Origin of the sequence: Kitasatospora sp. NPDC058032 (assembly GCF_042885845.1) — a bacterium.
In the GTDB taxonomy this organism is placed as follows: Bacteria; Actinomycetota; Actinomycetes; order Streptomycetales; family Streptomycetaceae; genus Kitasatospora.
The window spans coordinates 313,349-339,987 of the sequence record NZ_JBHVRK010000002.1 but is presented as its reverse complement, the minus strand read 5'-3'; the positions used below and the strand labels follow the sequence as shown (position 1 = coordinate 339,987).

The window sequence follows — 26,639 nt, the reverse complement described above, 5'->3', positions numbered from 1 at the left end:
ATGAGCCCCGATCAGATCTGATCGCGAACGACCGCGAACGATGTTCGTGCGTTCCCGTAGGCATGAGAGGGATCAGATGTCGTACCTTTCCGAGTTGGCGCTGCAGTTCATCGACGGTGAGTGGCGCGAGGGCAGCGGCTCCTGGGACATCGTCGACGTCGACCCCTTCACCGGTGAGAAGATCGCCGCCATCACCGTCGCCACCGTCGAGGAGGTCGACCAGGCCTACCGGGCCGCGGCGCTGGCGCAGAAGGAGTGGGCGGCCACCAACCCCTACGCCCGCCGGCTGGTCTTCGAGCGCGCGCTGCGGATCCTGGAGGACCGCGAGCAGGAGATCACCCGGGACATCATGGCCGAGCTCGGCGGCACCGCCGTCAAGGCCTGGTTCGAACTCTCGCTCACCAAGGACATGCTGCGCGAGGCGATGCAGCTGTCGCTGCGCGCCGAGGGCCGGCTGCTGCCCTCCCCGGTGGACGGCAAGGAGAACCGGCTCTACCGGCTGCCGGTCGGCGTCGTCGGGGTGATCAGCCCGTTCAACTTCCCGCTGTTCCTGTCGATGAAGGCGGTCGCCCCGGCGCTGGCGCTCGGCAACGGCGTGGTGCTCAAGCCGCACCAGGAGACCCCGGTGGTCGGCGGCACCCTGATCGCCAAGATCTTCGAGGAGGCGGGCCTGCCGGCCGGCCTGCTGAACGTCGTGATCACCGACATCGCCGAGATCGGCGACGCGTTCATCGAGCACCCGATCCCCAAGGTGATCTCCTTCACCGGCTCCGACAAGGTCGGCCGGCACGTCGCCACCGTCGCCGCCTCGCACTTCAAGCGGACCGTCCTGGAGCTGGGCGGCAACAGCGCGCTGATCGTGCTGGACGACGCCGACGTCGACTACGCGGTGGACGCGGCCGTGTTCAGCCGCTTCGTGCACCAGGGGCAGGTCTGCATGGCCGCCAACCGCGTGCTGGTCGACCGCGCCGTGGCCGAGGAGTTCACCCGCAAGTTCGTCGCCAAGGTCGCCACCCTCAAGGTCGGCGACCCCCGGGACCCGGCCACCCACATCGGCCCGCTGATCAACCCCGTCCAGGCCGACGCCCTCACCGCGCAGGTCGACCAGGCGGTCGCCGCCGGTGCCACCGCGCTGCTGCGCGGCACCACCACCGGCAGCCTGATGGAGCCCGTGGTGCTCGGCGACCTGCCGGCCGACGCGCCGATCCTGCGGCGCGAGCTGTTCGGGCCGGTCGTGCTGGTCGTGCCGTTCGACGGCGAGGACGAGGCGGTGCGGATCGCCAACGACACGCCGTTCGGCCTCAGCGGCGCGGTGCACACGGCCGACGTGGAGCGCGGCGTGCGGGTCGCGCAGCGGATCGAGACCGGCATGATCCACGTCAACGACGGGACCATCGCGGACGAGCCGGTGGTGCCCTTCGGCGGCGAGAAGAGCTCGGGCGTGGGCCGGCTGAACGGCGAGTCCACGGTCGACGCGTTCACCACCGTGAAGTGGATCTCGATCCAGCACGGGCGCAGCCGCTTCCCGTTCTGACCCGGGGTCCGGCCGTCCCCCGGCTCCGGCGGGGACGGCCGGGTTCCGCTTGCCGGCCGGGGCTGCCCTATGCTGCGCCTGTCGGATCGCATGGGGACCAGTGGGGACTGAGTTCGACCGTGTGTGATCGGAACGGACCTAAGGGGTGGCAGGGGTGACCGAGTTTCAGGAGATCGGCCGGGAGTGGCTCGTCGGTGACGAGGGCGACGAGGTACGGCCGCCCGCCGACCTGCGCCCCGAGATCCCGCACCCCGCCCGGATGTACGACTACTACATCGGCGGCAAGGACAACTTCCCGGCCGACCGCGAGGCCGCGGAACGGGTGCTCGGCATCAGCCCGATGGTGCGGATCAGCGCGCTGGCCAACCGGGCCTTCCTCGGCCGCGCGGTGCGCCACCTCGCCGGTGAGGGCATCCGGCACTTCGTCGACATCGGCACCGGCATCCCCAGCGCCGGGAACACCCACGAGGTCGCCCAGCAGGTGCGGCCGGACGCCCGGGTGGTCTACCTCGACAACGACCCGATCGTGCTGGTGCACGGCCGCGCCCTGCTGAGCGGCACCACCCCGGAGAGCACCTCGGTGGTCCAGGCCGACCTGCGCGATCCGGCCGCGATCCTGGCCCTCCCCGAGGTCCGGCGGGCGCTGGACTCCGGTGAGCCGGTGGCGCTGCTGCTCGTCGCCGTCCTGCACTTCATCGACGAGCAGGACGACCCGTACGGCATCGTGCGCACCCTGGTGGACGCCCTGCCGTCCGGCAGCCGTCTCGTCCTCTCGCACGGCACCCTGGACTTCACTCCGACCGCCGACGCCGGCCGCGGCCCCGCCGTCTACCGCAACGCCTCCGCCCAGCTGACCATGCGCACCCGCGAGCAGGTGCTGCGCTTCTTCGAGGGCCTCGACCTCACCGAGCCCGGCCTGGTCACCGCCCCCCTCTGGCGCCCCGACACCCCCGAGCAGCCGACCGACTCCCAGGTGGCCATCTGGGCCGCCGTCGCCGAGAAGCCCTAGCGGGGGTACCGGAGCAGTTCGGCGGTGGCGAGCTCGAAGGCGAACGGCTCCGGGACCGGCACGCCGTCCCCGAACGTCCCGGTCCACCGCCGGTGGTAGGTGCCGCCGCCGGGTTCGGAGTGGAGGGTGAGCGTGCCCTCGCGCGGGTCGATCGCCAGGTAGAGCGGGATCGCCATCTGCGGGTAGTCGCGGACCTTGCCGACCAGGTCGTTCTCCGGGTTGGAGGGGGAGACGATCTCGACCGCGATCGCGGCCAGCTCGGCGGGCACCTGGCTGCCGCCACGCTCGACGGTGTCGAGCGGGATGTAGGTCAGGTCCGGGTTCCGGAGCTTTCCGGTGGTCGGAGAGATGAGGTCGGTGTTCTCGCTGGGCATCAGGTCGGCCGGGCGGTGGGCATCGAACTGCTCTCGGACGATCATCAGGTTGCGCTGGTGGATCACCGATGGGCTCGCCGTCATGATGATCTGGTCGCCCGACACCTCGACCTTCCAGCCTGACGGCGGGGTGAGGCTCTGGGCGTAGGCCGGCAACTGCGCATGCCGTTCGGGGATCCGGAATCCGGTCATGGGCCATCCTCTCACCTGGCGCCGACCGTCGAAGTGGTAGTTCGTGTCGCGAATTACGACTGTTAGGCTGGGCGGGTGGACAAGAGTGCGGATGGTGGGATCGGGGTTGTCGGGGCACTGGTGCGGGCGGCGTTCCTGGTGGACGCGGTGTACGCCGAGGCGGCGCGCGAGCACGGGCTGACTCCGCAGCAGGGGCAGTTGCTGTGCGTGCTGATGGGGCGGTCGTACGTGATGGGGGAGCTCGGCGGGCTGCTGCGGCTGGCCAAGTCGAGCCTGACCGGGCTGGTCGACCGCAGTGAGCGCAACGGGCTCGTGCGACGGGAGAGTTGTGAGGCGGACGCGCGGGCGGTGCGGGTCGCGCTGACGGCGGAGGGGGCGGTGCTGGCGGAGCGGTTCCACGCGGAGACCTGTCGGCGGATCGACGGGCTGCCGGCCGGGCTCTCCGCGGCGGAGCGGGAGGTGCTGGCCGGGCTGCTCGGGCGGGTCGTGCTGGACAACGAGGCGCCGCCGGTCTTCGGGGAGCCAGGCTGATCCCCTGGATGGGGGTTGCAGTTCGTGCCGCGAACCAATAGGTTCGTGATGCGAACTGCAGCTCTTTTCTGCTTTGGGGGCAAGAGAAACATGAGTCGTAGCAAGAGCGTCGTCTTCGGATTCGGCGCGCCGGGTGACCTCGCCGACACCGGTCAGCTGCTGAGCGTCGTCCAGCAGGCCGACCGGGACGGGCTGGACCACTTCTCGCTGTCCGACCACCCCTACCTCGGCGGGCGGGTGGACGCCTACGCCGCGCTCGGGTTCCTGCTCGGGCGCACCGAGCGGATCAGCGGCTTCGCCAATGTCACCAACCTGCCGAGCCGGCCCGCGCCGCTGCTGGCCCGGGCGGTCACCTCGCTGTCCGCGCTCTCCGGCGGGCGGGTGGTGCTGGGCATGGGCGCCGGCGGGCTCTGGGACCGGATCGCCGACCTGGGGGTGGAGCGGCTCACCCCGGGAGAGGCGGTGGAGGCCTTCGAGGAGGCGATCCTGCTGGTCAAGCGGCTGTCGGGCGGCGGCGAGCCGGTCACCCACGAGGGCCGGCACTACCGCGTGCGGCGGATCGAGCCCGCGCCGGTGGCCGCGCCGCCGGTGTGGACGGGCTCCAACGGCCGCAAGTCGCTGGCCGTCACCGGCCGGGTCGCCGACGGCTGGATCCCCGGTCACGCCGCGGACTGGCTCAGCGAGCGCTACCGCAGCTCGCGGCCGGTCGTCGACGAGGCGGCCGCCGCCGTCGGGCGCGACCCGCGCGAGATCCGCACCGTCTACAACCTCCCGGGCCGGATCACCGACCGCCCGCTGGCGGCGACCCGGAACGGCGAACGGACCTGGCTCGGCGGCTCGGTGGAGCAGTGGGTGGCCGAGCTGACCGGCGCGGTGCTGGAGCACGGGGCGTCCGGCTTCACCCTCTTCGCCGCCGACCACGGCTCGCCGGACCCGCTGACCCTCGGCCGCTGGGCGAACGAGATCGCCCCGGCGGTCCGCGAGGCCGTCGCCGAGGGGTAGCGGCGGGCGCGCCGGAGCACGTGCGGACGCGGCGGGTGCTCAGGCGGCCCGGGACTCGCGGCGGTAGCCGCCGGGGGCGAGGCCGAACTCCCGCTTGAACGCCTTGGCGAAGGCGTACTCCGAGCCGTAGCCGGTCCGTGCGGCGACGGTGGTGAGCGGAGCCTCCGACTCGCGCAGCAGCCGGGCCGCCGTGGTCATCCGCCAGCGGGTCAGGTACGCCATCGGCGGCTCGCCGACCAGCGTGGTGAACCGTCGGGCGAACGCCGCCCGGGAGAGCCCGGCCCGGGCGGCGAGCGACTCCACCGTCCAGGCCGTGGACGGCGCCTCGTGGATCGCGGTGAGCGCCGGAGCCACCGCCGAGTCGCCGAGCGCCGCCGCCCAGCCGGCCGCGGTGGCGGGCGGCTGCTCCTCGAACCACGCCCGCAGGATGTACAGCAGCAGCGAGTCGATCAGCGCCGGGACGATGCCGGTCGACCCGATCCGCGGGTTCTCCAGTTCGGCGCCGAGCAGCTGGACGGCCGCGCTCAGCTCCGGGTGCCGGCCGTGGCGGGTCTGCAGGTGGACGATCGCCGGCAGTTGGCGCACCAGTGGGTGCGGGCGGGCCTGGTCGAGGTGGTAGTTGCCGCACAGCAGGCTGGTGCGCGGCCCGTCCCCGCCGATCGACACGGTGCCGATCGGCAGGGACGGCCGGTAGTCCGAGGCCTGCTCGGGGGTGATGGGGGTACCGGGCCGGTCGGTGAGGATGTGGCCGCGGCCGTCGCGCAGGAACACCACGTCCCCCGGGCTGAGCGCGATCGGCGCGGCCTCCTCCTCCAGCGGCACCAGCCAGCACGTCCCGTACAGCACCACGTGGAACCCGGCGCCGGCGACCGGGGGCAGCCGAAGCCCCCACGGGGCCTGCCCCTCGGTGCGGACGGAGGTGGGCTGCCCCGTACGCATCGAGCTCAGTGCCTCGGTCAGGATGTCCACGTGCCCTCCCTGGTCGCCACGCCGTCCCCGGGAAACCCTACTCAGCCGACGGTCAGCACGATCTTGCCCTGGGTGCGGCCGGTGGCGATCAGCTCGTGCGCCTTGCCGGCCTCCTCCAGCGGGAAGGTCTCGGCGATGTGCGGACGGATCCGGCCCTCGTCCACCAGCCGGGCGATGGCCTCCAGCGAGGCGTAGTCCGGCTCCACCGAGACGCCCGCGAACCGCCGCCCGGCGGCCTCGACCTCGGCGGCCAGCGCGGTGTTCCAGTGCTCCATGATCGAAACCAGCACACCGCCCTCGGGCAGCACCGCCAGCGAGGCGGTGCCCTGCGAGGAGGAGTCGAACACCACGTCCACCTGGCCGACCCGCTCCAGGAACCCCTCCTCGCGGTAGTCGAGCACCTCGTCGGCGCCCAGCGAGCGCACGAACTCGTGCTTCGCCTCGCTCGCCAGGGCGATCACGTGCGCGCCGCGCGCCTTGGCGATCTGCACGGCCAGGTGGCCGACGCCGCCCGCCGCCCGGTGGATCAGCACCCGCTGCCCCTCGGCCAGACCCGCCGCGTCCACCAGGCCCTGCCAGGCGGTCAGCGCGGCCAGCGGCAGGGCGGCGGCCTGCACGTGGTCCAGCGAGGCGGGCTTGCGGGCCACCTGACGGGAGGGCACCGCGACGTACTCGGCGTAGCCGGTGGCGGCGCGCGGGAAGAACGGCATCCCGAACACCTCGTCGCCGACCTTGAAACGGGCGCCCGGCGCGGCCTCCTCGACCACGCCGGAGATGTCCCAGCCGACCCCGAACGGCGGCTCGCCGAGCAGCGGGTACATCCCGGAACGGACCGCCGCGTCCACCGGGTTGACGCCGGCGGCGTGGACGCGGACGAGCACCTCGGCGCTGAGCGGGGCGGGCCGGTCGGTCTCGACGACCTCCAGGACCTCCGGGCCGCCGACGGTCTGCTGGACGACTGCGCGCATGGGACTGCTCCTTCTCGGAACTTCACAAGGGGGACTCTCGGTGACGTGATCAACGGTAGGCAGGCCCCGCGCGCGGCTGAATATCCCGCTGTCTCGGGAAGATGTCCCAACGTCTCGCCCGCCGGCCGTCCCGGACGCCCGGACCGTGCCGGACGCCCCGACCGGAATGGACCCTCCCACGGCGGGAGGGTCCACGATGGGCCCGTGCGAGACCCAGACGACGTCCTGCGGGACGGCCTCCTCACCATCGGGCGCTTCGCCCGCCTCTGCCGGCTGAGCGTCAAACAGCTCCGCCACTACGACGACACCGGCCTGCTGCCACCGGCCCGGGTCGACCCCGCCACCGGCTACCGCTACTACGCCCCCGGGCAGGCCCGCGACGCGCTCACCGTCGCCCTGCTGCGCGAACTCGACGTGCCGCTCCCGGTGATCGCCGCGACCCTGGCGTCCGCCGAACCGGAGCGGGCCCGGCTGCTGCGCGCCGAACGCGACCGGGTCGCCGAGCGGATCACCCGTGACCGTGCCCGCCTGGAGCTGCTGGAACGCCTCGCCGACGGCGGCGGACTGCCCGGGTACGAGATCACCCTCGGACGGGAGCCGCGGCGCCGGCTGGCCGTCGTCCGGGCGGTGGCCGGGCCGGGCGAGCTGGCGGAACGGATCGGCGGGAGTGTCGGCCGGCTCCTGGCGGCGCTGGACGGCACGCCGTGGCGGCCCCCGCTGTGGGGGCTGTTCCCGCTGGACCTCGCGGACGGCATGCGGATCGCGGTCGGCGCGCAGAGCGCGGAGGAGGCGGACGCGCTGCCGGACGGGCTGGAGCGGGAGGTGCTGCCCGGCGGGCCGACGGTCGAGACGGTCCACCACGGCCCGTACACCCAACTTCCGCTCGCCTACCACGCGTTGATGGCCGCCGTGCACGAGCGCGGGCTGCGGCCGCTGGCGCCGGTGCGGGAGGCGTACCTGGTCGGGCCGGGGGAGGCCCCTGCGGAGGAGTGGACGACCCGGCTGGTGGTCCGGGTCGAGGAGCGGACGGAGGAGACGGCGTGACGAGGCCGCGGGCGGGCGAGCACTGCGAGACGACGACGCTGGACGTGCTGCTGCGCCACCAGGGCGTCGAACTGTCCGAGCCGATGCTGTTCGGGCTCGGGGCCGGGCTGTCGTTCGTCTACTGGGACGGCAAGGGCCTGGACTTCCCGTTCCTCGGCGGCCGGGTCAAGCCCTTCGAGCTGACCCGCGCCCTGGCCGCCAGGCTCGGGCTGGAGCTGGAGGTCCGGGAGACCGGGTCGGCCCGCCGGGCCTGGCAGAACGTGGCCGTCGAGCTGGACGCCGGTCACCCGGTCGGGCTCCAGCTGGACAGCTACCACCTGGAGTACTTCACCTCCCGGGTGCACTTCGGCGGGCACATGGTCGCGATGGAGGGCTACGACGCCGACCGCGCGCACCTGGTGGACACCGCGCAGCAGGGCGGCTCGGTCACCACCAGCCTGGCCTCGCTCGCGGCGGCGCGCGCCGAACGCGGCCCGATGACCGCCCGCCACCGCTCCTTCACGCTCGCCCCGCGCGGCGAACTCCCGGACCTGCGGGGCCTGCTGGCCCCGGCGATGGCCGACTGCGCGAGGGCGTTCCTGCACCCGCCGATCGCCAACCTCGGGCACCGCGGCATCGCGAAGGCCGCCGCCGCCGTGCCGGGCTGGCTGGCCCGGGCCGAGCAGCCCGCGCGCCAACTGCCGCAGGCCGCGCTGATGATGGAGCTGGCCGGGACCGGCGGCGCGCTGTTCCGCAACCTCTACCGGGACTTCCTCGGCGAGTGCGCCGAACTGCTCGGGGGCACCCGGGTGCGGACCGCCCACGAGCGGTACACCGAGGCCGCGGCGGGCTGGACCGAGGTGGCCGCACTGGTCGCCGCGGCCGGGGAGTCCGGGGACGCGGCGCCGCTGGAGCGGGCCGGGCGGCTGCTGGAGGACCTGGCGCGGATCGAACGCGAGGCGATGGGGGAGCTGGCCGCCCTGCGCTAGGCGGTTCCCGACACGCCCCGGGGGTCTCGGCGGCCGGTGGCCAGCTCGCCGATCCGGACGAGGAGGTCTCCGGAGCGTCGGCAGTGCCACCAGGCCTGCGCCCCGGCCGCGGCGGCCACCAGCGGGTGGGTGTGGCCGGGACAGGCGGGCCACTGGACGAACTCGTGGCCGGTCAGGTGGTCCTGCACCCGCTCGGCGACGTACGCGGTGAGCGGGCCGGGCGGGAGGTAGGGGTCCGTGTCCTGGGTGAACAGCATGCCCCGGTCGGACCCCAGGCCGAGCAGGAAGCCGCTGTAGTGGTCCTCGGAGAGCTCCCAGCGGACGCCGGCCGGGAGCCGGTCGCCGGCGGGCAGGTGCCGCAGGTCCCGGCCGACCCGGGCGCAGGCGTCGTGGAACTCGGCCGGCACGTCCGGCGGGGGAGTTCCGTCCAGGGGCCAGGCGGCGATGGTCCGCATGCCGTCAGGCTAGCCGGAAGAGAGCCGGAAGAGAGCCGGAAGGGGACGGGAAGGGGGCGGGAAGGGGACCGGCCCCGGGGTGTGGACCCCGGGGCCGGCCGATGCCGCTGAGGGGCGGTTCGGTCAGAAGACCGGCCGGCCGGCCCGGACCAGGCGCCAGGACTCGCTGAAGAAGTCCGCCGGGTCGATGACGCCCTTCTCCTTCACCCAGGCGATCATCGCGTTGCGGATCTCGTCCGAGTTGGCCCACAGCTTCTGCGCGGCCGCGATGTGCGGGAAGTTGCCGCCGCCGTTGGCGCGGTAGTTGTTGACCGCGAGGACGAACTGGGCGTTCGGGTCGATCGGCTTGCCCTCGAAGGAGAGGTTGACGATCCGCGAGCCGACCGGCTGGGCGATGTCGATGTCGTACGAGACGCCGTACACCGCGTCGTAGTTGTAGTCCGGGGTGTTCTGCGCGTTGGTCAGGGTGGCCCGGTCGACCGGCGCGTCCGGGGCGAGCTGGGCGTAGTACTTCGCCGAGAACTCCAGGTAGTCCTTGATCTGGGCGCCCGTCAGGATGCGGGCCTCCAGGGTGTTCTCGTAGATGTACAGGCCGGCCGCGTCGCGCAGCTTGACCTGGCCGGACGGGATCACCGCGGTGCGGTTGAACGGCGCGGCCTGGGCGAGCACCGGCAGCTTGGCGTACTGGCCGCCGGCCAGCGCGGCGCGCACCACGTCGGCCTGGACCCTGCCGATGAGGTCGATGATCGGGGTGTCCTTGAACGGGGCGTCGGCGATGGACAGCTCGATCCTGGAGGTGCCGATGACCTGGTTGACGTAGGCGACGACCTTCTTGTGCTGCTCGGTCATCAGGCCGACGATCTCCGGGTCCTCCGGGACGGTGTTGGAGTTCAGCACCCGGGAGGAGAGCGAGACGACCTTCCACGCGCCCTTGTCGAACTCGACCTCGAAGTCGAAGCAGGTCAGGCGCTGGCCCCAGCAGAGCGGCTCGGAGAGCACGACCGTCCTGCCGGTCTGCTTGTTGACGACCAGGCGCTGCGCGATCTCCTTGTGCGCGTGGCCCACCAGGACGGCGTCGATGCCCGGCACCTGCTCGGCCAGCGCCACCGAGGCGTTCTCCGCCCAGGGCAGCTGGTCGCCGTAGGAGGTGGCCTCGTCCATGCCGGAGTGGCAGGCGACCACGACGACGTCCGCGCCGGCGGCCCGGACCTTGGGCACCCAGGTCTTCGCGGTCTCGACGATGCCCGGGAAGGTCATCCTGCCGGCGACGTTGGCCTTGTCCCAGATTGCGATGCCCGGGTTGGTCAGGCCGACGATGCCGACCTTCAGGGCCGGGCCGTTGTCCAGCTTCAGCTTGCGGATCACGTACGGCGGGAAGGCCGGCTTGTCGTTGCGGGCGTTCAGCGCGTTGGCGCCCAGCAGCGGGAAGTCCAGCTGCTCCTCGTAGGCGCGCAGGGTGTCGATGCCGTAGTTGAACTCGTGGTTGCCGAGCGCGGCGGCGGTGTACTCCATGGTGTTCATGGCGAGCGCCATCGGGTGCTCGGGCGCGGTGTCGGCCTCGGTGGCGATCGGCTCGATCCGGGCGTAGTAGTACGTCAGCTGGGTGCCCTGGATGGTGTCACCGGCGTCGATGAGCAGGCAGCGGTCCCAGCCCTTCTCCTCGCGCACCTGCTTGGCGAGCGTGGAGATCTTGGCGAGGCCGACCTCGTTGTGCGCCTTGTCGGCGTAGACCGCGTCGGTGAAGTAGTCCCAGTTGAGCACCCGGCCGTGCAGGTCGGTGGTGCCCATCACGGTGAAGGCCTGGCGCTTGGTCCGGCCCTTGGCGCGGGCCTCGTCCGGTCCGGCCGCCGCGGCGGGGGTGGCGGCGGCGAGGGCGGCGCTGCTCGCGAGGGCGGCGCCGGCGGCGGTGGCGGCGGACCGGGTGACGAAGTCACGGCGGTTCAAGGACATTGGACGACTCTCCCGGGTGGGGACTGCGAACGGACCGTCAACAGTGACGCGCGTAGAAGTACGCGCGTAGCAGTGTGCCGTGCGGCCAGGCCGATGGATAGCCCCCGGACCTTTCCAACAGGTGAGATCTTGGCGACTCGTTCATGACGCGGGCGGGCAGGTGCCGCATGCCGCACCTGCCCGCCCGACGTGCCCCGAAAGGGGCCGATCTAGATGTAGCCCTCGCGGACCGCGTGGGCGACCGCGTGCGCCCGGTTGCGCAACTGCAGGCGGGTGGTCAGACCGTGCAGCACGTTCTTGACGGTCCGTTCCGAGTACGACAGCCGGGCCGCGATCTCCCCGGTGTCCCACCCCTCCGCGACCAGCCGCAGCACGTCCGACTCACGCTCCGACAGACCCGCCGGAGCCTGCCCCGGCATGCCCTGCACGGACCGCTGCAGCCGGCCCACCTGGGCGATCAGCCGGCCCTGCAGATCCGCCGGCAGGTCGCCGTCGCCCCGGGCGGCGGCCAGCACCGCCCGGCCCAGCCGCTCCGGCGTCGCCTCCCGGCGCCACAGGATCGCCGCCACCCCGCACTCGACGGCCTCCATCAACTCGGTCTCGCGCAGCCGCTCGACCACCAGCACCACCCGCTGGCCGGCCCCGCGCACCAGCCGCCGCAGGGCCGCCGTGGCGGCCGCGTCGGCCGACTCGGCGACCAGCACGGTGACCGTGCCCGGCGCGGCGGTCCCCGACGGGTCCACCACCGCGACCCCGGGGAAGCGGCGCAGCTGCGCCTCCGCCCCCGCCCGGGAGAGCGGATCGGCGGCCTGGACGGCGACCGGCACCGTCGAGGTACGGGCCGCCGCGCCGGCCACCGGCCGGGCCGCCCCCGCCGGAGCGCGGACCGGCCCGGCGGCGGACGCCTGGGAAGGGGTGGCCGCCACCGCGGTCGCACCCGACGCGTGCCCGGCCACGGCGACCCCGCGGGACGCCACCGGGCGCTGCGGTGGCACCGTACGCGTGGCGGACGCCGAAGCCCGCACCGCCGGACCACGGCGGTCGTACTCGGTGTGCAGAACAGTCAAATCTGGCCCCCTCCTGGAGAAGCCGGCCCGGCCACCCGGTAGACCCCGAACCTCGGGACGTTGCGCCCCACCCGGGACGGCCGGCCGTTTCGACGGCGATCCGGGAGCGCTGCCCGTGCCCCGGAAACTGCCACCATGCTTCCCGCCGGGGCAGCCTCCCGGCCATCGTGGTCCACCACGAGATCGGGCCCGCCGGGCAGTCCCCGCCGATCGGCGGGGGCAACGGTTCGGGCTCCGGCGGTGGTCAGAGGGACGGCGACGGTGCCCGCACGGCAAGTGGAGGGTGTCCCTCCGGGCCGTTGTGCGGCTCGGCGGCCGGTCGGGCGGATCCGCCGCCTCACGGTGAGAACCGGACTCACCGGTAACGCGTGGTTAGCACGTCAAGCCGTTTTCCCGGTACAACGGCGGATGCTGCCCGTCCGGTCACCGGCGGAAGGCCGGGAAGGGCAGAAGGCGAGAGAGGAGCAACCGGGGATGAGTGCCATCACGTCCACCCACCTCGCGGAACGCGAACCACAGCTCAGGCTGATCGCGGACCGGGCCGAGGCCGCCCGCCGCGGCACCGGCCACCTGCTGCTGATCACCGGCGCCACCGGCACCGGCCGCACCGCGCTGCTCACCGAGGCCGCCCGCCGCGCCGCCGTCGACGGCACCGCCGTGCTGCGCGCCCGCTGCTCCGTCGAGGAGACCGCCACCCCCTACGCGGCCGCCCGCCAGCTCTTCGACACCGGCCCCACGCCCACCGGCCCCTACGACCACACCGCCCGGAGCGCGCCGCGGTCCGGGCCCGCGCCCGTGCCCGCGTCTGCGCCCGCATTCACGCCCGCGCGCGCGTTCACGCCCGCCGGTGCCGACGGCGACGCCGACACCGCCGAGGCCACCCTCTGGTCCCTGCTCCGCCTGCACGGCAGCCACCACCCGCTGGTACTCGCCGTCGACGACATCCACCTCGCCGACGAGCCCTCCCGCCGCTGGCTGCGCCAGGTCGCCCGCCGCATCGACCGGCTCCCCGCCCTGCTGATCGTCACCGAACACCGGCAGGCCACCCTCGACACCCCGCCCGACCGCTTCGCCCGCGACCTCACCCCCGACCTCGCCACCACCCTGCGGCTCGCCCCGCTCGGCACCCCCGCCGCCGTCCGGATCGCCCGGCAGCGCCTCGGACCCGGCACGCCCCCCGGGCTCGCCGCCGACTGCGCCCGCGCCAGCGGCGGCAACCCGCTGCTGCTCACCGCGCTGCTCACCGACCTCGCGGCGGGCGAGGCGGACCCGGCGGACCCGGCCGACGGCGACGGCGCCACCGTCCTGCCCGCCGTCCTGCCCGAACGCTGCGGCGCCCTGCCCGGCGGCGCCTTCGCCGAAGCCGTCGACACCTGGCTGCACGGCGCCGGCCCCCAGGCCGTCACCGCCGCCCGCGTCCTCGCCCGGATGCGCGAACACCCCGCCGCCGACACCACCCCCGCCCCCGGAACCCCGCACCTCGACCCCGTCCCGCTGATCGCCGAACTCACCGCCGCCGACCCCGGCCGACTCGCCGGCTGGCTCGCCCACCTCACCCTCCACCGCCACCTCGAAACCCCCGGCCCCGGCCACTGGCCCCGCTTCGCCCACCCCCTGCTCGCCGACGCCGTCCTCACCGGACACGCCCCCGGCCACCGCGCCGAAGTCCACCTCGCCGCCGCCGAACACCTCCACCGCACCGGCGCCCCCGACGAAACCGTCGCCGGCCACCTGCTGCTCACCCCCGCCCCCACCCCCCGCTGGGCCGCCGACACCCTGCGCCGCGCCGCCCGCAAGGCCGCCGAGGCCGACCACCCCGCCGACGCCGCCGCCCTGCTGCGCCGCGTCCTCGCCGAACCCCTCAGCGACCGCCAGCGCGGCCTGCTGCTCACCGAACTCGGCAGCCTCGAAGTCACCCTCGGCCCCGCCGAACGCACCGTCGGCCTGCGCCACCTCGCCGAGGCCGTCCACCTCCAGCAGACCGACGAAGGCGTCTTCCGCGCCGCCAACACCCTCGGCGCCGTCCTTGCCACCCGCGGCGACACCGCCGCCGCCCTCGAACTCATGGACGAACTCGCCCACCGCTTCGTCGACCAGGAGGACGTCCTCCACGCCGTCCAGGCCGCCACCGCCCAGATCGCCGCCCACGACGGCCGCAGCTGGCTCCAGGTCGTCGAAGGCGTCCAGCGCCTCGCCACCCGCACCCCCCAACGCCTCGCCCCACCCGCCTTCGCCCTGCTCACCGAGTTCGACGCCACCAGCGGCCTGCTCTCCGCCACCGAGGTCGCCGCACGCATCCAGGAACTCGACGCCGCCCCCGTCGACCCGCTCTGCCGCTCCTACCTGCTGGTCTCCCTCGCCACCCTCTCCCAGTGGGCCGACCTCCTCGACCAGGCCGACGAGATCGTCGCCCGCGGCTTCGCCTGCTACCGCGGCGGCCCCCTCGACCCCGGCTACCAGTGCCTGCTCAGCGTCCGCGCCGAGACCAGGATCATGCGCGGCGAGTACCAGGCCCTGCTCGACGACTACGCCCTCACCGCCCCCGGCTCCACCCCCGCGGCCTCCGTCGCGGCACCCGTCCCCGCACTCCGCCAGGCCACCCCCTGGGGACCGTCCGGACTGCCCCGGCCGCGCTCCTGGGACGCCCCCGGCCTCCCCGACGCCGCCCCCGGCCCCTCCTGGTGGGCCCCCGCACCCCACCCCGCCACCGAGGACACCACCCCCGGCCGCTACGCCGAACTCCTCGGCCAGCAGAACGCCCACCTCGTCGCCCAGAGCGTCATCGCCCTCGTCGAGACCGGCCGCCTCTGGCAGGCCCACGGCCTCGCCCGCGCCGTCGCCGCCGACCGCGCCCAGGACTCCTGGGAATGGAACGAGTACCTCTACGCCCGCGGCCTGCTCCGGCTGGCCTCCGGCGAACCCGCCGAAGCCCTCGCCGACCTGCTCGAATGCGGCCGCCGCCAAAGCGAACGCCAGGTCCACAGCCCCATCGTCACCCCCTGGCGCTCCGTCGCCGCCGAATGCCACCTCCAACTCGGCGAACCCGGACCCGCCGTCGCCCTCGCCGAGGACGAACTGCGGCTCGCCCGCGTCTGGGGCACCCCCCGCGTCGTCGGCCGCGCCCTGCGCTCCCTCGCCGCCGCCACCGGCGGACGCCACGGTCTCGACCTCGCCACCGAAGCCGTCCACCTGCTGCGCGAGGCCGAGACCGACACCGAACTCATCCCCGCCCTCATCACCCACGGCCGCCTGCTCGGCGACGGCGGACGGCGCGGCGCCGCCCGCCGCGCCCTGCGCGAGGCCGCCGGCCGCGCCGAACGCCTCGGCGCCGTCCGCCACCGCGCCGCCGCCCTGGAGTCGCTGCGCGCCTCCGGCGCCCGCATCGGCCGCGCCGACCACGCCGGCGCGGAGGCGCTCACCGACAGCGAACTGCGCATCTGCCGCCTCGCCGCCGCCGGGCACTCCAACGCCGAGATCGCCGCCATGCTCCACCTGGCGGTCCGCACGGTCGAGACCCACCTCACCAACAGCTTCCGCAAACTGGGCGTGCGCCGCCGCCTCGAACTGTCCGGCGCCCTGGAGGCCTGACCGCTCTGGCGGCCTGACAGGGGAGCGTCGGCGGCGGCACGGGGCGGTGCCGGTGGGGCCAGGGGGCCGACGGCGGCCGGAACGCGGGCGGCCGGCCCCGGGGCGTGCGGGCCGGGGCCGGCCGTGGGGCTCTGGTCAGGACGCCGGGACCAGGGCGGCCATCTCGTCCACCGCGCGGGCCAGTTCGGCCGCCGGGTCCGCCCCGTCCGGCACCCACGGCTGCCAGGTGAGCGCCCGCAGGTAGCCGTCCACCGCCAGCGGCAGCCGACGGCGGACGATCGGCTCCGTGGTCGGCCCCGGCCCGGCCGTGCGCAAGCGCACCAGCAGACCCGGCACGTTCGCCGCCGGCGGCAGCGGCGCCGAGCCGACGAACGCCGCCAACTCCTCCAACTGCGGCCAGATCCGCGGCGCAGGCGGGGCCGCCGCCCGAGCCGTCGACGGAGCCTCCGACGCCGCCGCGGCCGGGGCCCTCAGCGGCGCGGAGCGACCGTGCAGGCGACCCGGCGGACTCGCCGCGACGGAGTGCCCCGCCACCTCCGACGACAGCGCGGGACCGAGGCCGCGCCGGTCGGGCTCGGACGGCGACGGGGAGGTGCCGAGCCTCGGGCCCGGCCCGGACCCGCCCCCGGACCCGCGGTCCGAGCCGGTCTGCGAGCCCGTGTCCGTGTCCGTGTCCGAGCCACCCGCGGAGCCGTTCCCGCCCCCACCGCCCCCGCCCCCGCGCCGCGCGGACCGGTCGTCGCCGGGATCCTTCGGCCACAGGAACACCGTCGCGAGGTACGACCCCGCCGCTATCAGCAGCCACATCGCCGGCGGAGCCTGCAGGAAGTAGGCGGCCGTCCCCGTGGCCACACCCGCTCCACCGGCGACGGAGTAGCGGGTGGAGTTCAGGTACGTCCGGACCCGGCCATCGGAACCACCGGGCCCGCCGGAACCGCCGGAACCACCGGGCCCGCCGGAACCGCCGGAACCACCGGGCCCGCCGGAACCGCCGGAACCGGCGGGCCCACCAGGCCCGCCGGTCCCACCGCTCACGCCACCACCGTTACTGGTAGCCACGAATCTCCTCGAACGCCCCGTCCAGCGAACCCGTCCCGTCGAACAACTTGCCGCCGGTCAGGTCCGCGATCCCCTGCAACTGGCCCTTCGCCGCGTCACCGAACAGGATCGGGAACACCGGCACCGACCGCTGCGCCGGCGAGAGCCCGCCGTAGTAGGTCCGGAACTCCTGGTCCGTCGCCCCCTCGTTGCTCTCCCCGTCCGTCATCAGCACGATCGACGTGAAGCGGTCGTCCTTGGCCGCCGACTGCTGGCGCTCGATCACCTGGTACGCCGCCTCCAACGACGAGTACACCGCCGTACCACCGCTCGCCGACAGCGCCTGGACGTCCCCGTCGATCGCCTTCAACTCCTTCTGGGAGTCCGATCCGGGCGGCACCGAGTGCGTCTTCGTCGACTTCACCTTCTCCGCGAACGAGATCAGCGTGACCTCCTCGCGGTCCCGGAACCGCCGCACCCCCCGGGCGTCGTCGGCACCCGTCAGCCGGCCCATCGCCGACTTCAGCGACGCCAGCCGGGCCCCGTCCATCGACCCCGAGGTGTCCAGCACGTACACCGTCCGCGACGGCCGCCGCAGCTCGTTCTGGTACGAGGACAGCAACCCGTCCGCCACCGCCCGGGTGCCCGGGAACGGCAGCTCGTGCAACCGCTCCGTCGGCAGGCCCGCCGCCGGGGTCGTCCCGGGCGCGACCGGCCGGCGCAGCGTCAGCTCCGAGATCCGCTTCTGCACGTCCTCCTTCAGCAGGTAGGCGGTGAGCCGCTGGAACGACTCCCGCTCCCGCTGCTGCGCCGAACTCAGCAGGGTCAACGGATAGTTCGCCGAGATCACGCCGTCCGTCGGGCGGACCACGGTGAGCTGCTGCTGGGCGGGCAACTGCTTGTTCAACGACAGCAGCACCGACTCGTAGTTCACCAGCGCCCCGACCGACCCCTGCTCCACCCGGCTGTACGCCTGGGCCAGCCAGCCGGACGACCCCGAGGTGAGCTTCTGCCCGGCGAAGAACTGCTTCAGCTGCGGCGCCGCCTTCTGCACATCCGCCTCGGTCAGCGCGGACGTCGCCCCCGAGAACGCCGAGGCGACCGAGACCAGCGCGGAGAAGCCCGAGTTGGACCGCGACGGGTCTGCCATCCCGTACGACAGCTTCCCCGACGCCGCGGCCTCCGCCAGGTTGCCCCAGGTCACCTTCGAACCATCGCCCCACGACAGGTCGTTGAGCACCGAGGAACGGATGCCGAAGGCGACCGGGGAGACCATGACCGGAGTCTCGGAGAGCAGCTTCGACCTGCTCCCCTCGTCCAGGTGCAGATACTGGTTCGACGGGAACCAGATCGCGTCGTACTTGCCGTCCGCCTTGCCCGAGGACACCGCGTCCGCGCCGTCCAGCGAACCCGTCCAGGCGAACTGCACATTCACCCCGGTGGCCTTCTGGGCCTCCTCCAGCACCGGCGCCATGTCCTGCAGCTCACTGCCGGCGAGCACCCGCAGCACCCCCGGCTGCGCGCTCGGCGCCGGCGGGTTGCTCGGCCCCGTCGGGGTCGTCGTCGACCCGGGCCCGGACGTGCACGCCGTCACCGTCGCCACCAGCAGGGCCAGCCCGACGGCCAGGCCCCGAACACCGCTCTTGCGCATCGTTCCTGCTCCCGTCCCCATGTCCCCCGTCATCACTTCTTCGCGGCCTGGACCAGGCTCTTCATGACCTCCGGCGTCGGCACGCGGGCCGGATGGATCTGCGCCGCCCCCAGATCCGGCGCGAACGCGAACCGGGGGTTGCCCTGCGTGGTGCCGAGACCGCGCACCTTCGCCGCGAACTCCTCCGTGGCGGCCACGCCGCCCGAGGGCCGGAAGCCGTACTTGACCTCCAGCTCCCGCAGCCTCGGGTCATCGGTCAGGACCTTGCCGAGCCGCTGCCCGTTGTCGGTGAACCAGACGAGCGTGTGGTCCGAGAAGATGGTGGTGTCGGGGTAGAGCATCACCATGTCCGGCGGCGCGCCGTGGTTCAGGGTCAGGTCGAGCGCCTGGGACTCGTACGCGAGCACCAGCGGATGGCCGGTGTTGGAGACGAAGTCGTTGAACGGCTCCTCCGTGGAGTTCTTCATGCTCCCCTGCTTGTTGATCGCGTTCCTCAGCGCCGGCCCGATGGCGGCCACGGTCGCGTCGTCCGTCACCACGTGCTCGTTGTTCAGCAGGTAGGCGACCATCGCGATGTAGAGCGTGCCGGACGAGGAGGTCTCGGGATTCGTGGTGGCCAGGAAGATGTCCCCACTGAGGGAACCGGGCCGGTTGGCCGCGTTGAGCTGGTCCCACCTCTGCCCGGCGCCGACCGCCTTGAGGAACTCCGCCATCGAGAACGTCCAGACGTTGGACTTCGGATCCTGCTGCGCCAGCTTGTTCTCCTTGAGGACGTTGGCGACGTCCGCGTGCGTGACGATCACCAGCGGCGAGTAGAACGGCCGGGCCAGGGTCCCGGACACCCCGTTCTTCTGCGCGATCTCGTCGGCCGGCAGCTGGCTGGCGGGGAAGACGAAGTCCGCCGACCCCTTCTTGACGTCGGTCATCTGCCAGGAGCCCGCGCTGGCCACGCTGACGTCCAGCCCCTGCTTGGCCAGCGCGGCCTTGACCTCGGGGTCCTGGAAGAACGCGGTCTTCTCCGACCCGACCACGCCGGTGATCTTGGCGATGGGCGGCGGATCGTCGTTGTCGGGCTTGAGCATTTGCAGGACCGTGAACACCAGGCCGCCGACCACCAGCAGCGCCATCGCGGCCCCGAACCACGCACCACGCCTCATACCGGACGCTTCCCCCTCGTTGGAACCACTTCCGGAGCCCGGCATCGTACCGGGGTGAAGAGCGTCCCGCCGCGCCACGTGCGGCGGCGGAAGTGGCGATGAACCAGAGGTGAACACACCTTCACGGGTTGGCATCAGGGAACGGGTGCGGACGACTCCGGGGAACCTCTCGTACGTCGGTCCGACGTTGTGTCAGATTGTTCAACTCTCCTTACGGCAACGGCCATCCCGTTGTCCGGACCCGCATCGTCGTTACGCGCCGGTAATGCCTACTCTCAGCAGTATGCGCCGAGCAAAAATCGTCTGTACCCTCGGGCCCGCCACCGACACCTACGACCAGATCAAGTCCCTGGTCGATGCCGGGATGGACATCGCCCGATTGAATCTGAGCCACGGCTCCCACACCGAGCACGAGGAGCGCTACCGCCGGGTCCGCAAGGCCGCGGACGAGACCGGCCGCAGCGTCGGCGTGCTGGCCGACCTTCAAGGCCCGAAGATCCGCCTCGGCACCTTCGCCGAGGGTCCGGTACTTCTCGAACGCGGCGACGAGTTCACCATCTCCACCGACAATGGCGTCGACGGAGACCAGAACGGCTGCGGCACCACCTACCCCGGCCTCGCCGGGGACGTCACCGTCGGCGAGCTGATCCTCGTCGACGACGGGCGGGTCACCCTGGAGGTCGTCGAGGTGGCCGGACCGCGGGTCCGCTGCGTCGTCGTCGAGGGCGGCCTGGTCTCCGACCACAAGGGCCTCAACCTCCCCGGGGTCGCCGTCTCGGTGCCCGCGCTCAGCGAGAAGGACGTCGCCGACCTGCGCTGGGCCCTGCGGGCCGGGGTCGACCTGGTCGCGCTCTCCTTCGTCCGCACCGGGCGGGACGTCGAGGACGTCCACCGGGTGATGGACGAGGAGGGGCGCCGGGTCCCGGTCATCGCCAAGATCGAGAAGCCGCAGGCGGTGCAGAACCTCGACTCCATCGTCGACCGCTTCGACGGCATCATGGTGGCCCGCGGCGACCTGGGCGTCGAGATGCCGCTGGAGGAGGTGCCGATGGTCCAGAAGCGGGCCGTCGCGCTCGCCCGGCGGAACGCCAAGCCGGTCATCGTGGCGACCCAGATGCTCGACTCGATGATCAACTCCTCCCGGCCCACCCGCGCCGAGGCCTCCGACGTCGCCAACGCCGTCCTCGACGGCACCGACGCGGTGATGCTCTCCGGCGAGACCTCGGTCGGGAAGTACCCGTCCGAGACGGTCCGCACGATGGGGCGGATCATCGAGGCCGCCGAGCAGGACATCCTCGCCGACGGGCTGTCCCCGCTCACCCCGAGCAACAAGCCCCGCACCCAGGGCGGCGCCGTCGCCCGGGCGGCCGCGGAGATCGGCGACTTCCTGCACGCCAAGTACCTGGTCGCCTTCACCCAGTCCGGCGACACCGCCCGCCGGCTGGCCCGCTACCGCTCGCCGATCCCTGTCCTCGCCTTCACCTACGAACCGGCCGTCCGCAGCCAACTCGCCCTCACCTGGGGCGTGGAGACCTTCCTCGGCCCCTTCGCCCCCACCACCGACGAGATGGTCGAGCAGGTCGACGCCGCCCTGCTCTCCCTCGGCCGCTGCCGCAAGGGCGACATCGTCGTCATCACCGCGGGCTCCCCGCCCGGCCTCGCCGGCTCCACCAACCTCGTCCGCGTCCACCACGTCGGCACCCTGGACGACTGACCGACCCCGGAGTGCTTGTGCGAGGGCGGCATCCCCCGTGTCGGGGAATGCCGCCCTCGCCTCGGCCCTCGGCATGCGCCTCACCGTGGAATTGGAGCCCCTGGACCGGGCGGGCTGAGAAGTCAGTACTTGGGGCCGATGTGGGCGTCCATCAACGCCACGGACTCCTTGCGGGCGACGGAGACGTTGACCTGGCCGGTCGGCCGGGGGACCGAGGCCTTCCACTGCACGCCGACGGCGTCGAGCGTGTCGGTGAAGAGGCGGATGATGTCGGTCGAGGTGTTGGTGAAGAAGTAGCGCGGGTACTCGTAGCGCTTCTGGACGCCGCCGACGGTGCGGGTCGTCCAGTTGGTGATCCGGCAGCCGTCGGAGTGGATCAGGCCGCGCAGGAACTCCCAGGGGTGGGCGTCGACGATCTCCTGCTGCCAGGGCTCCAGGGCTATGGTGCGCTCGTGCTTCCTGCCGGGGCCGTGCTGGGGGAAGTAGCAGGTCAGGTGATTCGAGTAGACCTTGACGTCGCGGCAGCCGGTGCGTCGGACCCGGCAGGGCGTGTTGTTCGGGAGCACCTGGCGCATGGCCTGCTCGGCGGAGTCGATGATGCCCGGCCACTTCTCGTCGCACGTGATCTGAAGACTCTGGGTGCTGCGGCATTCGTTGGGCAGGAGGATGTAGCCGTCCCCGAGGTAGAGGCCCAGGAGATAGGCGTAGGCGGGGCGGTCCAGCCGGTCGCCGTGGCAGTGCACGCAGGCGGAGCGCTTGCGGCCGGGGAGCTTGCCGCGCCTGGCGAGATCATGGTGCTTCCAGGCCCCGATGGTGCCCGAGGGGACTCCGAGGCGGCGGGCGACTTCGCAGTTGCGGATGCCCTGGCGCAGAAGGTGGACGGCTTCTTCGCGAGTGGATCGAACGGCCATACGGGTGATCTTCGAATCCCCTGAGCCGAACGTGCGGGCGAACGGAATGGTTTCCACCCGAACGAATGAAGATCGCCAACTATTAGGTTGCCCTAAGTGGCTTTCGAATCGAAGGAAAAGTACCCCGGGTGGGATTCGAACCCACGCTGGATGGTGTTTGAGACCATTGCCTCTAACCTCTGGGCTACCGGGGCATCCACAGATTCGAAGGTTGCCCCCGACCCTGCTTGAACTCAAACATACCGTGTCTGGGTACCCTCGTGCATGCAGTACCCCGCCGGAACGAGGAGCCCCGTGAGCACCGCCGACGAGCAGGCTGAGCCGCTTGAGACCGATTCGCCCCAGATCACCCGGATTGTGATCGCCGAGGACGAGGCGCTGATCCGTCTCGATCTGAAGGAGATGCTGGAGGAGGAGGGGTACACCGTCGTCGGGGAGGCCGGGGACGGAGCCACGGCGGTCCGGTTGGTGCAGGAGCTGAAGCCGGATCTGGCGATCCTGGACGTGAAGATGCCGGTGCTGGACGGGTTGTCCGCGGCCGAGCAGATCCATGAGCAGCACCTGGCGCCGGTGCTGATGCTGACCGCGTTCTCGCAGCGGGAGCTGGTGGACCGGGCGCGGGACGCGGGGGCGATGGCGTACATCGTCAAGCCGTTCTCCAAGAGCGACCTGGTGCCCGCGATCGAGATGGCGGTGTCCCGGTACACGGAGATGCGGACGCTGGAGGAGGAGATCGCGGATCTCACCCAGCGGCTGGAGACCCGGAAGCTGGTGGACCGCGCGAAGAGCGTGCTGCAGACCAAGTTCGGGCTGAACGAGCCGGCCGCGTTCCGGTGGATCCAGAAGACGTCGATGGACCGCCGGATGACGATGGCGGCGGTGGCCGAGGCGGTCATCGAGGAGGGCGCCGCGCAGGACCGGAAGAAGGCCGAGGAGGCCGAGGGTTCGGCGGAGTAGCGATGGGGAAGGGCCCGGCACACGCGTGCCGGGCCCTTCGTCGTGGCGGGGTCAGTCCTCGCCGAGGTAGGCCTTGCGCACCGACTCGTCGTGCAGCAGGTCGGCGCCGGTGCCCTGGAGGACGATGGTGCCGGTCTCCATGACGTAGCCGCGGTCGGAGAGGGAGAGCGCGGCCTGGGCGTTCTGTTCGACCAGCAGGATGGTGGTGCCGTCGGCCTTGAGTTCGACGATGGTCGCCATGATCTTCTGCATCATCAGCGGAGAGAGGCCCATCGAGGGCTCGTCGAGCATCAGCAGCTTGGGCCGGGACATCAGGGCCCGTCCCATGGCGAGCATCTGCTGCTCGCCGCCGGAGAGCGTGCCGGCGGCCTGCTTGCGGCGTTCGCCGAGGATGGGGAAGAGGCCGTAGGCGCGTTCGACGTCCTTGGTGACGGCGTCGGTGTCGCTGCGCAGGAAGGCGCCGAGGAGGAGGTTCTCCTCGATGGTCATGCGCGGGAAGATGTGCCTGCCCTCGGGGGAGTGGGCGAGGCCGAGGGCGACGATCTTGTGGGCGGGGACGGCGGTGAGGTCCTGCCCGTCGAAGGTGATGCTGCCGGCGGTGGGCTTGAGCAGGCCGGAGAGGGTGCGCAGGGTGGTGGTCTTGCCGGCGCCGTTGGTGCCGATCAGGGTGGTGACCTCGCCCTGGTTGACGGTGAAGCTGATGCCCTTGACGGCCTCGATCTTGCCGTAGGCGACGCGGAGGTCCTGGACCTCGAGGAGTGCGGTCACTGGTCGGTCTCCGTAACGGGGGCGGTGCCTTCGAGCGGGGCGCCTTCGAGCGGGGCGCCGAGGTAGGCGGTGATGACGCGTTCGTCGTTCTGGACGGTCTCGCGGTCGCCCTCGACGATCTTCCGGCCCTGGACGAGCACGGCGGTGCGGTCGCAGAGGTTGAAGATGAACCGCATGTCGTGCTCGATGACGAGGACGGAGACGCCCCGGTCGCGGATGGCGAAGACGAGTTCCTCGGCGGCGCGGGTCTCCTGCGGGTTCATGCCGGCGGTGGGCTCGTCGAGCAGCAGCAGGCCGGGGTCGGAGGCGAGGGCGCGGGCGATCTCCAGCTTGCGCTGCTCGCCGTAGGGGAGGTTGCGGGCGAGGTGGTCGGCTTTGCCGGCGAGGCCGGTGAACTCCAGGAGTTCCATGGCCTTGTCGCGGCTCTCGGCCTCGGAGCGGTGGAAGCCGCGGCCGCGCAGGACGGCGGAGAGCAGGCCCTGGCGTATCCGGCTGTGCCGGCCGACCTGGACGTTCTCCAGGACGGTCATGTTGGCGAAGAGCCGGATGTTCTGGAAGGTGCGGGCGATGCCGGCCTGGGTGACGAGGTGGGGTTTGGGCGGCAGGACGGTGCCCTGGTAGGTGACGGTGCCCTCGGTGGGGACGTAGAGGCCGGTGAGGCAGTTGAAGAAGGTGGTCTTGCCGGCGCCGTTGGGGCCGATCAGGCCGATGATCTCGCCGCGGCCGACGGTGAGCGAGACGTCGTTGACGGCGGTGAGGCCGCCGAAGCGCATGGTGACGCCGGAGACGTCGAGCAGGGGGCCGTCGGTGCCGGCCGAGGGGGCGGCGGGTGCGGGGGCGTTGGTGGTGGTCATCGGGGGTCACGCCCCTGCCTTGGTGAGGGCGACGCCGTCGCCGGTGGGCTGCGCGGGGATGGCGGCCTCGTGGAACTCCAGCTGCCGGCGCCGGTTGGGGATGAGGCCCTCGGGGCGGACGCGCATGAGGACGATGAGGGCGATGCCGAAGGCGAGCAGCTGGTAGTCGGCGAGGAATTCCAGCTTCTTCGGGATGAGGAAGAGGAGAGTGGCGCCGGCCAGCGGGCCGCTGATGGTGCCCATGCCGCCGAGGATGACGGCGGCGAGCAGGAAGGCGGAGTTGGGCGGGAGGGCTTCGGCGAAGGTGTACTGGTCGGGGGTGACGGTGTAGCTCACGTGCGCCTGGACGGTGCCGGCGAGGCCGGCGAGGCAGGCGCCGAGGGCGAAGGCGAGGAGCTTGAGGCGGAAGCCGTTGATGCCCATGGCCTCGGCGGCGGTCTCGTCCTCGCGGATGGCGACCCAGGCGCGGCCGATGCGGGAGTTGCCGACCCGGGCGAAGACCAGCACGACGAGGGCGGTGACGAGCAGCATCAGCAGGTAGTAGTTGGAGAACCGGCCGAGTTCGACGCCGAAGACCGTGGTGGGCTTGCCGAGGTCCCAGCCGAGGATCTGGAGGTCGGGGATCCGGGGGATGCCGTTGGAGCCGTTGGTGATCTTGGGGCCGGTGGTGCCGTTGAGGTTGAGCATGGTGATGCGGAAGATCTCGCCGAAGCCGAGGGTGACGATGGCGAGGTAGTCGCCGCGCAGTCGCAGGGTGGGGGCGCCGATGACGACGCCGAAGACCATGGAGACGACGGCGCCGGTGAGCACGGCGGCCCAGAACGGGAACTGGACGTGGATCGGCGAGGCGGGGGAGCCGGAGACCAGGGCGGCGCTGTAGGCGCCGACGCCGAGGAAGGCGACGTAGCCGAGGTCGAGCAGGCCGGCGAGGCCGACGACGATGTTCAGGCCGAGGGCGACGGTGGCGAAGATCAGGATGTTGGTGGCGACCGAGGTGTACTGGTCGCTGGTCTGGGTGAAGGGGAAGCTGGCGGCGGCGGCGAAGGCGGCGCCGGTGGTGACGGTCTGGTACTTGACGGTCAGCGCGCGCAGCCGGGCGAGCAGGCCGGAGCGGCCGAGTGCGGCGACCACGGAGGCGGCGAGCAGCAGGTAGCCGGTGAAGAGTTCGCCGTACTCGGTGTCGATGCCGAAGGTGATGGCGAACAGGCCGGCGGCGAAGGCGGCGACGATGAGGCCGACCTCGGCCCAGGAGGGCAGTTCGCGGGGGGCGGGCAGCGGGCGCTGGACGGTGCCGAGCCGCAGCCAGGTGTTGGCGAGGAGGCCGAGCTGGACGAGCAGCACGGCGCCGGCGGCGAGGGCGAGGCCGCCCGCGAGCGCGGTGAGGACGGGCGCGACCGGCTTGTCGTCGGGGATCGCGTGGGTGGCGAACCAGACGGCGGGGGCGATCGGGACGAGCAGGAAGAGCCGTCGGTCGAGGATGCGCAGCGGGACGGCGGTGCGGCGGTCGAGCGGCAGCCCGAGGGCGCCGGTGACGGCGAGCAGGGAGCCGGCGGCGAGGACCCAGCCGCCGGGTTCGAGGTTGGCGAGGCCGCCGAGGTCGCTCGCGATGGACAGGGCGGAGAACCAGCCGACGGCGAGGGCGCCGGTGGCGGCGAACAGGACGGCGTTGTGGCTGTGCCGGGGGGCGGCCCAGCGCAGGCCGGGCACGCCCTGGGTGGCGAGCAGCAGCAGGAGGGTGATCAGTCCGGCGGTGAGGGCGAGCCACTGGAGGCCGGCGGGGGAGCCGTAGTAGGTGAGGTCGCCGGGGTAGTCGGAGGTCCAGGTCCAGGCCGTCAGGGCGGAGCCGGTGACGGCGAGGGCGCCGGCGCCGGTGAGCAGGGCGGCGGTGCGGCCGGGGAGGGGGATGACCGGGGTGGTTTCGGTGCTGGTGGTGGTCAT

Annotated in this window: 22 protein-coding genes and 1 tRNA gene; 9 read left to right on the top strand and 14 right to left on the bottom strand. The window is 72.7% G+C overall.

Annotation, left to right across the window (positions count from 1 at the left end):
* The first annotated feature begins 76 nt into the window (after nt 1-76).
* Both ACFVUH_RS04460 and ACFVUH_RS04455 read left to right on the top strand, forming a co-directional pair.
* Nucleotides 77-1,534, top strand: coding sequence for an aldehyde dehydrogenase family protein (locus ACFVUH_RS04460; RefSeq protein WP_355361591.1), 1,458 nt, complete (start codon nt 77-79; stop codon nt 1,532-1,534).
* Between the two features lie 154 nt (nt 1,535-1,688).
* Nucleotides 1,689-2,543 carry an SAM-dependent methyltransferase gene (locus ACFVUH_RS04455; protein WP_355361589.1) on the top strand — a complete coding sequence of 285 codons (855 nt, stop codon included), beginning with the start codon at nt 1,689-1,691 and terminating at the stop codon, nt 2,541-2,543.
* Here ACFVUH_RS04455 and ACFVUH_RS04450 read toward each other — a convergent pair.
* Complete coding sequence (locus tag ACFVUH_RS04450; protein ID WP_387911138.1) at nt 2,540-3,109, bottom strand: Uma2 family endonuclease; 570 nt, start codon at nt 3,107-3,109, stop codon at nt 2,540-2,542. The genes ACFVUH_RS04455 and ACFVUH_RS04450 overlap by 4 nt on opposite strands.
* Before the next feature lie 75 nt (nt 3,110-3,184).
* Here ACFVUH_RS04450 and ACFVUH_RS04445 point away from each other — a divergent pair, with 75 nt between their 5' ends.
* Nucleotides 3,185-3,640 (top strand): MarR family winged helix-turn-helix transcriptional regulator, encoded by a 456-nt coding sequence (locus tag ACFVUH_RS04445; protein ID WP_387911136.1) that lies wholly within the window; start codon nt 3,185-3,187, stop codon nt 3,638-3,640.
* Nucleotides 3,641-3,730: 90 nt separating this feature from the next.
* Complete coding sequence (locus tag ACFVUH_RS04440; RefSeq protein WP_387911135.1) at nt 3,731-4,642, top strand: LLM class flavin-dependent oxidoreductase; 912 nt, start codon at nt 3,731-3,733, stop codon at nt 4,640-4,642.
* 39 nt (nt 4,643-4,681) lie between these two features.
* On the opposite strand, the gene ACFVUH_RS04435 is transcribed toward ACFVUH_RS04440, so the two are convergent.
* Nucleotides 4,682-5,611, bottom strand: a complete 930-nt coding sequence (locus ACFVUH_RS04435) for an AraC family transcriptional regulator (RefSeq protein ID WP_387911133.1) — start codon at nt 5,609-5,611, stop codon at nt 4,682-4,684.
* A gap of 41 nt (nt 5,612-5,652) precedes the next feature.
* Nucleotides 5,653-6,579 carry an NADP-dependent oxidoreductase gene (locus ACFVUH_RS04430; protein WP_387911131.1) on the bottom strand — a complete coding sequence of 309 codons (927 nt, stop codon included), beginning with the start codon at nt 6,577-6,579 and terminating at the stop codon, nt 5,653-5,655.
* Between the two features lie 204 nt (nt 6,580-6,783).
* Between ACFVUH_RS04430 and ACFVUH_RS04425 the strand changes: the two genes are divergently transcribed.
* Both ACFVUH_RS04425 and ACFVUH_RS04420 read left to right on the top strand, forming a co-directional pair.
* Nucleotides 6,784-7,623, top strand: a complete 840-nt coding sequence (locus ACFVUH_RS04425) for a MerR family transcriptional regulator (protein WP_387911130.1) — start codon at nt 6,784-6,786, stop codon at nt 7,621-7,623.
* Nucleotides 7,620-8,591 carry a BtrH N-terminal domain-containing protein gene (locus ACFVUH_RS04420; RefSeq protein ID WP_387911128.1) on the top strand — a complete coding sequence of 324 codons (972 nt, stop codon included), beginning with the start codon at nt 7,620-7,622 and terminating at the stop codon, nt 8,589-8,591. Before ACFVUH_RS04425 ends, ACFVUH_RS04420 begins: the two co-directional genes overlap by 4 nt.
* Here the strand turns inward: ACFVUH_RS04420 and ACFVUH_RS04415 are convergent.
* The 3 genes from ACFVUH_RS04415 to ACFVUH_RS04405 all read right to left on the bottom strand — a co-directional run bounded on the left by ACFVUH_RS04415 (nt 8,588) and on the right by ACFVUH_RS04405 (nt 11,922).
* The gene (locus ACFVUH_RS04415) at nt 8,588-9,046 is read right to left on the bottom strand and encodes a hypothetical protein (RefSeq protein ID WP_387911126.1); all 459 of its coding nucleotides are present in this window, start codon (nt 9,044-9,046) and stop codon (nt 8,588-8,590) included. The genes ACFVUH_RS04420 and ACFVUH_RS04415 overlap by 4 nt on opposite strands.
* A 123-nt stretch (nt 9,047-9,169) precedes the next feature.
* Nucleotides 9,170-10,996, bottom strand: coding sequence for a 5'-nucleotidase C-terminal domain-containing protein (locus tag ACFVUH_RS04410; RefSeq protein WP_355361573.1), 1,827 nt, complete (start codon nt 10,994-10,996; stop codon nt 9,170-9,172).
* 209 nt (nt 10,997-11,205) lie between these two features.
* Entirely contained in the window at nt 11,206-11,922 is a 717-nt protein-coding gene (locus ACFVUH_RS04405; protein WP_387911334.1) for a LuxR C-terminal-related transcriptional regulator, read from the bottom strand.
* Nucleotides 11,923-12,537: 615 nt separating this feature from the next.
* Between ACFVUH_RS04405 and ACFVUH_RS04400 the strand changes: the two genes are divergently transcribed.
* On the top strand, nt 12,538-15,651 hold the full coding sequence (locus tag ACFVUH_RS04400; RefSeq protein ID WP_387911124.1) for an AAA family ATPase: 3,114 nt from the start codon (nt 12,538-12,540) through the stop codon (nt 15,649-15,651).
* Between the two features lie 135 nt (nt 15,652-15,786).
* Here the strand turns inward: ACFVUH_RS04400 and ACFVUH_RS04395 are convergent, their stop codons facing one another.
* The 3 genes from ACFVUH_RS04395 to ACFVUH_RS04385 all read right to left on the bottom strand — a co-directional run bounded on the left by ACFVUH_RS04395 (nt 15,787) and on the right by ACFVUH_RS04385 (nt 19,497).
* The gene (locus ACFVUH_RS04395) at nt 15,787-16,032 is read right to left on the bottom strand and encodes a hypothetical protein (protein WP_355361569.1); all 246 of its coding nucleotides are present in this window, start codon (nt 16,030-16,032) and stop codon (nt 15,787-15,789) included.
* A gap of 664 nt (nt 16,033-16,696) precedes the next feature.
* Entirely contained in the window at nt 16,697-18,340 is a 1,644-nt protein-coding gene (locus ACFVUH_RS04390; protein ID WP_387911122.1) for a substrate-binding domain-containing protein, read from the bottom strand.
* A gap of 32 nt (nt 18,341-18,372) precedes the next feature.
* Nucleotides 18,373-19,497, bottom strand: coding sequence for a substrate-binding domain-containing protein (locus ACFVUH_RS04385; protein WP_387911121.1), 1,125 nt, complete (start codon nt 19,495-19,497; stop codon nt 18,373-18,375).
* Between the two features lie 283 nt (nt 19,498-19,780).
* Between ACFVUH_RS04385 and pyk the strand changes: the two genes are divergently transcribed.
* Entirely contained in the window at nt 19,781-21,211 is a 1,431-nt protein-coding gene (gene pyk / locus ACFVUH_RS04380; protein WP_387911119.1) for a pyruvate kinase, read from the top strand.
* Nucleotides 21,212-21,333: 122 nt separating this feature from the next.
* Here the strand turns inward: pyk and ACFVUH_RS04375 are convergent, their stop codons facing one another.
* Nucleotides 21,334-22,122, bottom strand: coding sequence for a helix-turn-helix domain-containing protein (locus ACFVUH_RS04375; RefSeq protein WP_387911117.1), 789 nt, complete (start codon nt 22,120-22,122; stop codon nt 21,334-21,336).
* A 120-nt stretch (nt 22,123-22,242) separates the two neighbouring features.
* Nucleotides 22,243-22,316 (bottom strand) — tRNA-Leu (locus ACFVUH_RS04370).
* 100 nt (nt 22,317-22,416) lie between these two features.
* Between ACFVUH_RS04370 and ACFVUH_RS04365 the strand changes: the two genes are divergently transcribed.
* Nucleotides 22,417-23,079 carry a response regulator gene (locus ACFVUH_RS04365; protein ID WP_355361559.1) on the top strand — a complete coding sequence of 221 codons (663 nt, stop codon included), beginning with the start codon at nt 22,417-22,419 and terminating at the stop codon, nt 23,077-23,079.
* Between the two features lie 51 nt (nt 23,080-23,130).
* Here ACFVUH_RS04365 and ACFVUH_RS04360 read toward each other — a convergent pair whose 3' ends face one another.
* From ACFVUH_RS04360 to ACFVUH_RS04350, 3 genes are read right to left on the bottom strand one after another with little or no spacing between them, the layout of a single operon-like run.
* On the bottom strand, nt 23,131-23,847 hold the full coding sequence (locus ACFVUH_RS04360) for an ABC transporter ATP-binding protein (protein WP_387911115.1): 717 nt from the start codon (nt 23,845-23,847) through the stop codon (nt 23,131-23,133).
* Entirely contained in the window at nt 23,844-24,701 is an 858-nt protein-coding gene (locus ACFVUH_RS04355; RefSeq protein WP_387911113.1) for an ABC transporter ATP-binding protein, read from the bottom strand. Before ACFVUH_RS04355 ends, ACFVUH_RS04360 begins: the two co-directional genes overlap by 4 nt.
* 6 nt (nt 24,702-24,707) lie before the next feature.
* The gene (locus ACFVUH_RS04350; protein ID WP_355364856.1) at nt 24,708-26,639 is read right to left on the bottom strand and encodes a branched-chain amino acid ABC transporter permease; all 1,932 of its coding nucleotides are present in this window, start codon (nt 26,637-26,639) and stop codon (nt 24,708-24,710) included.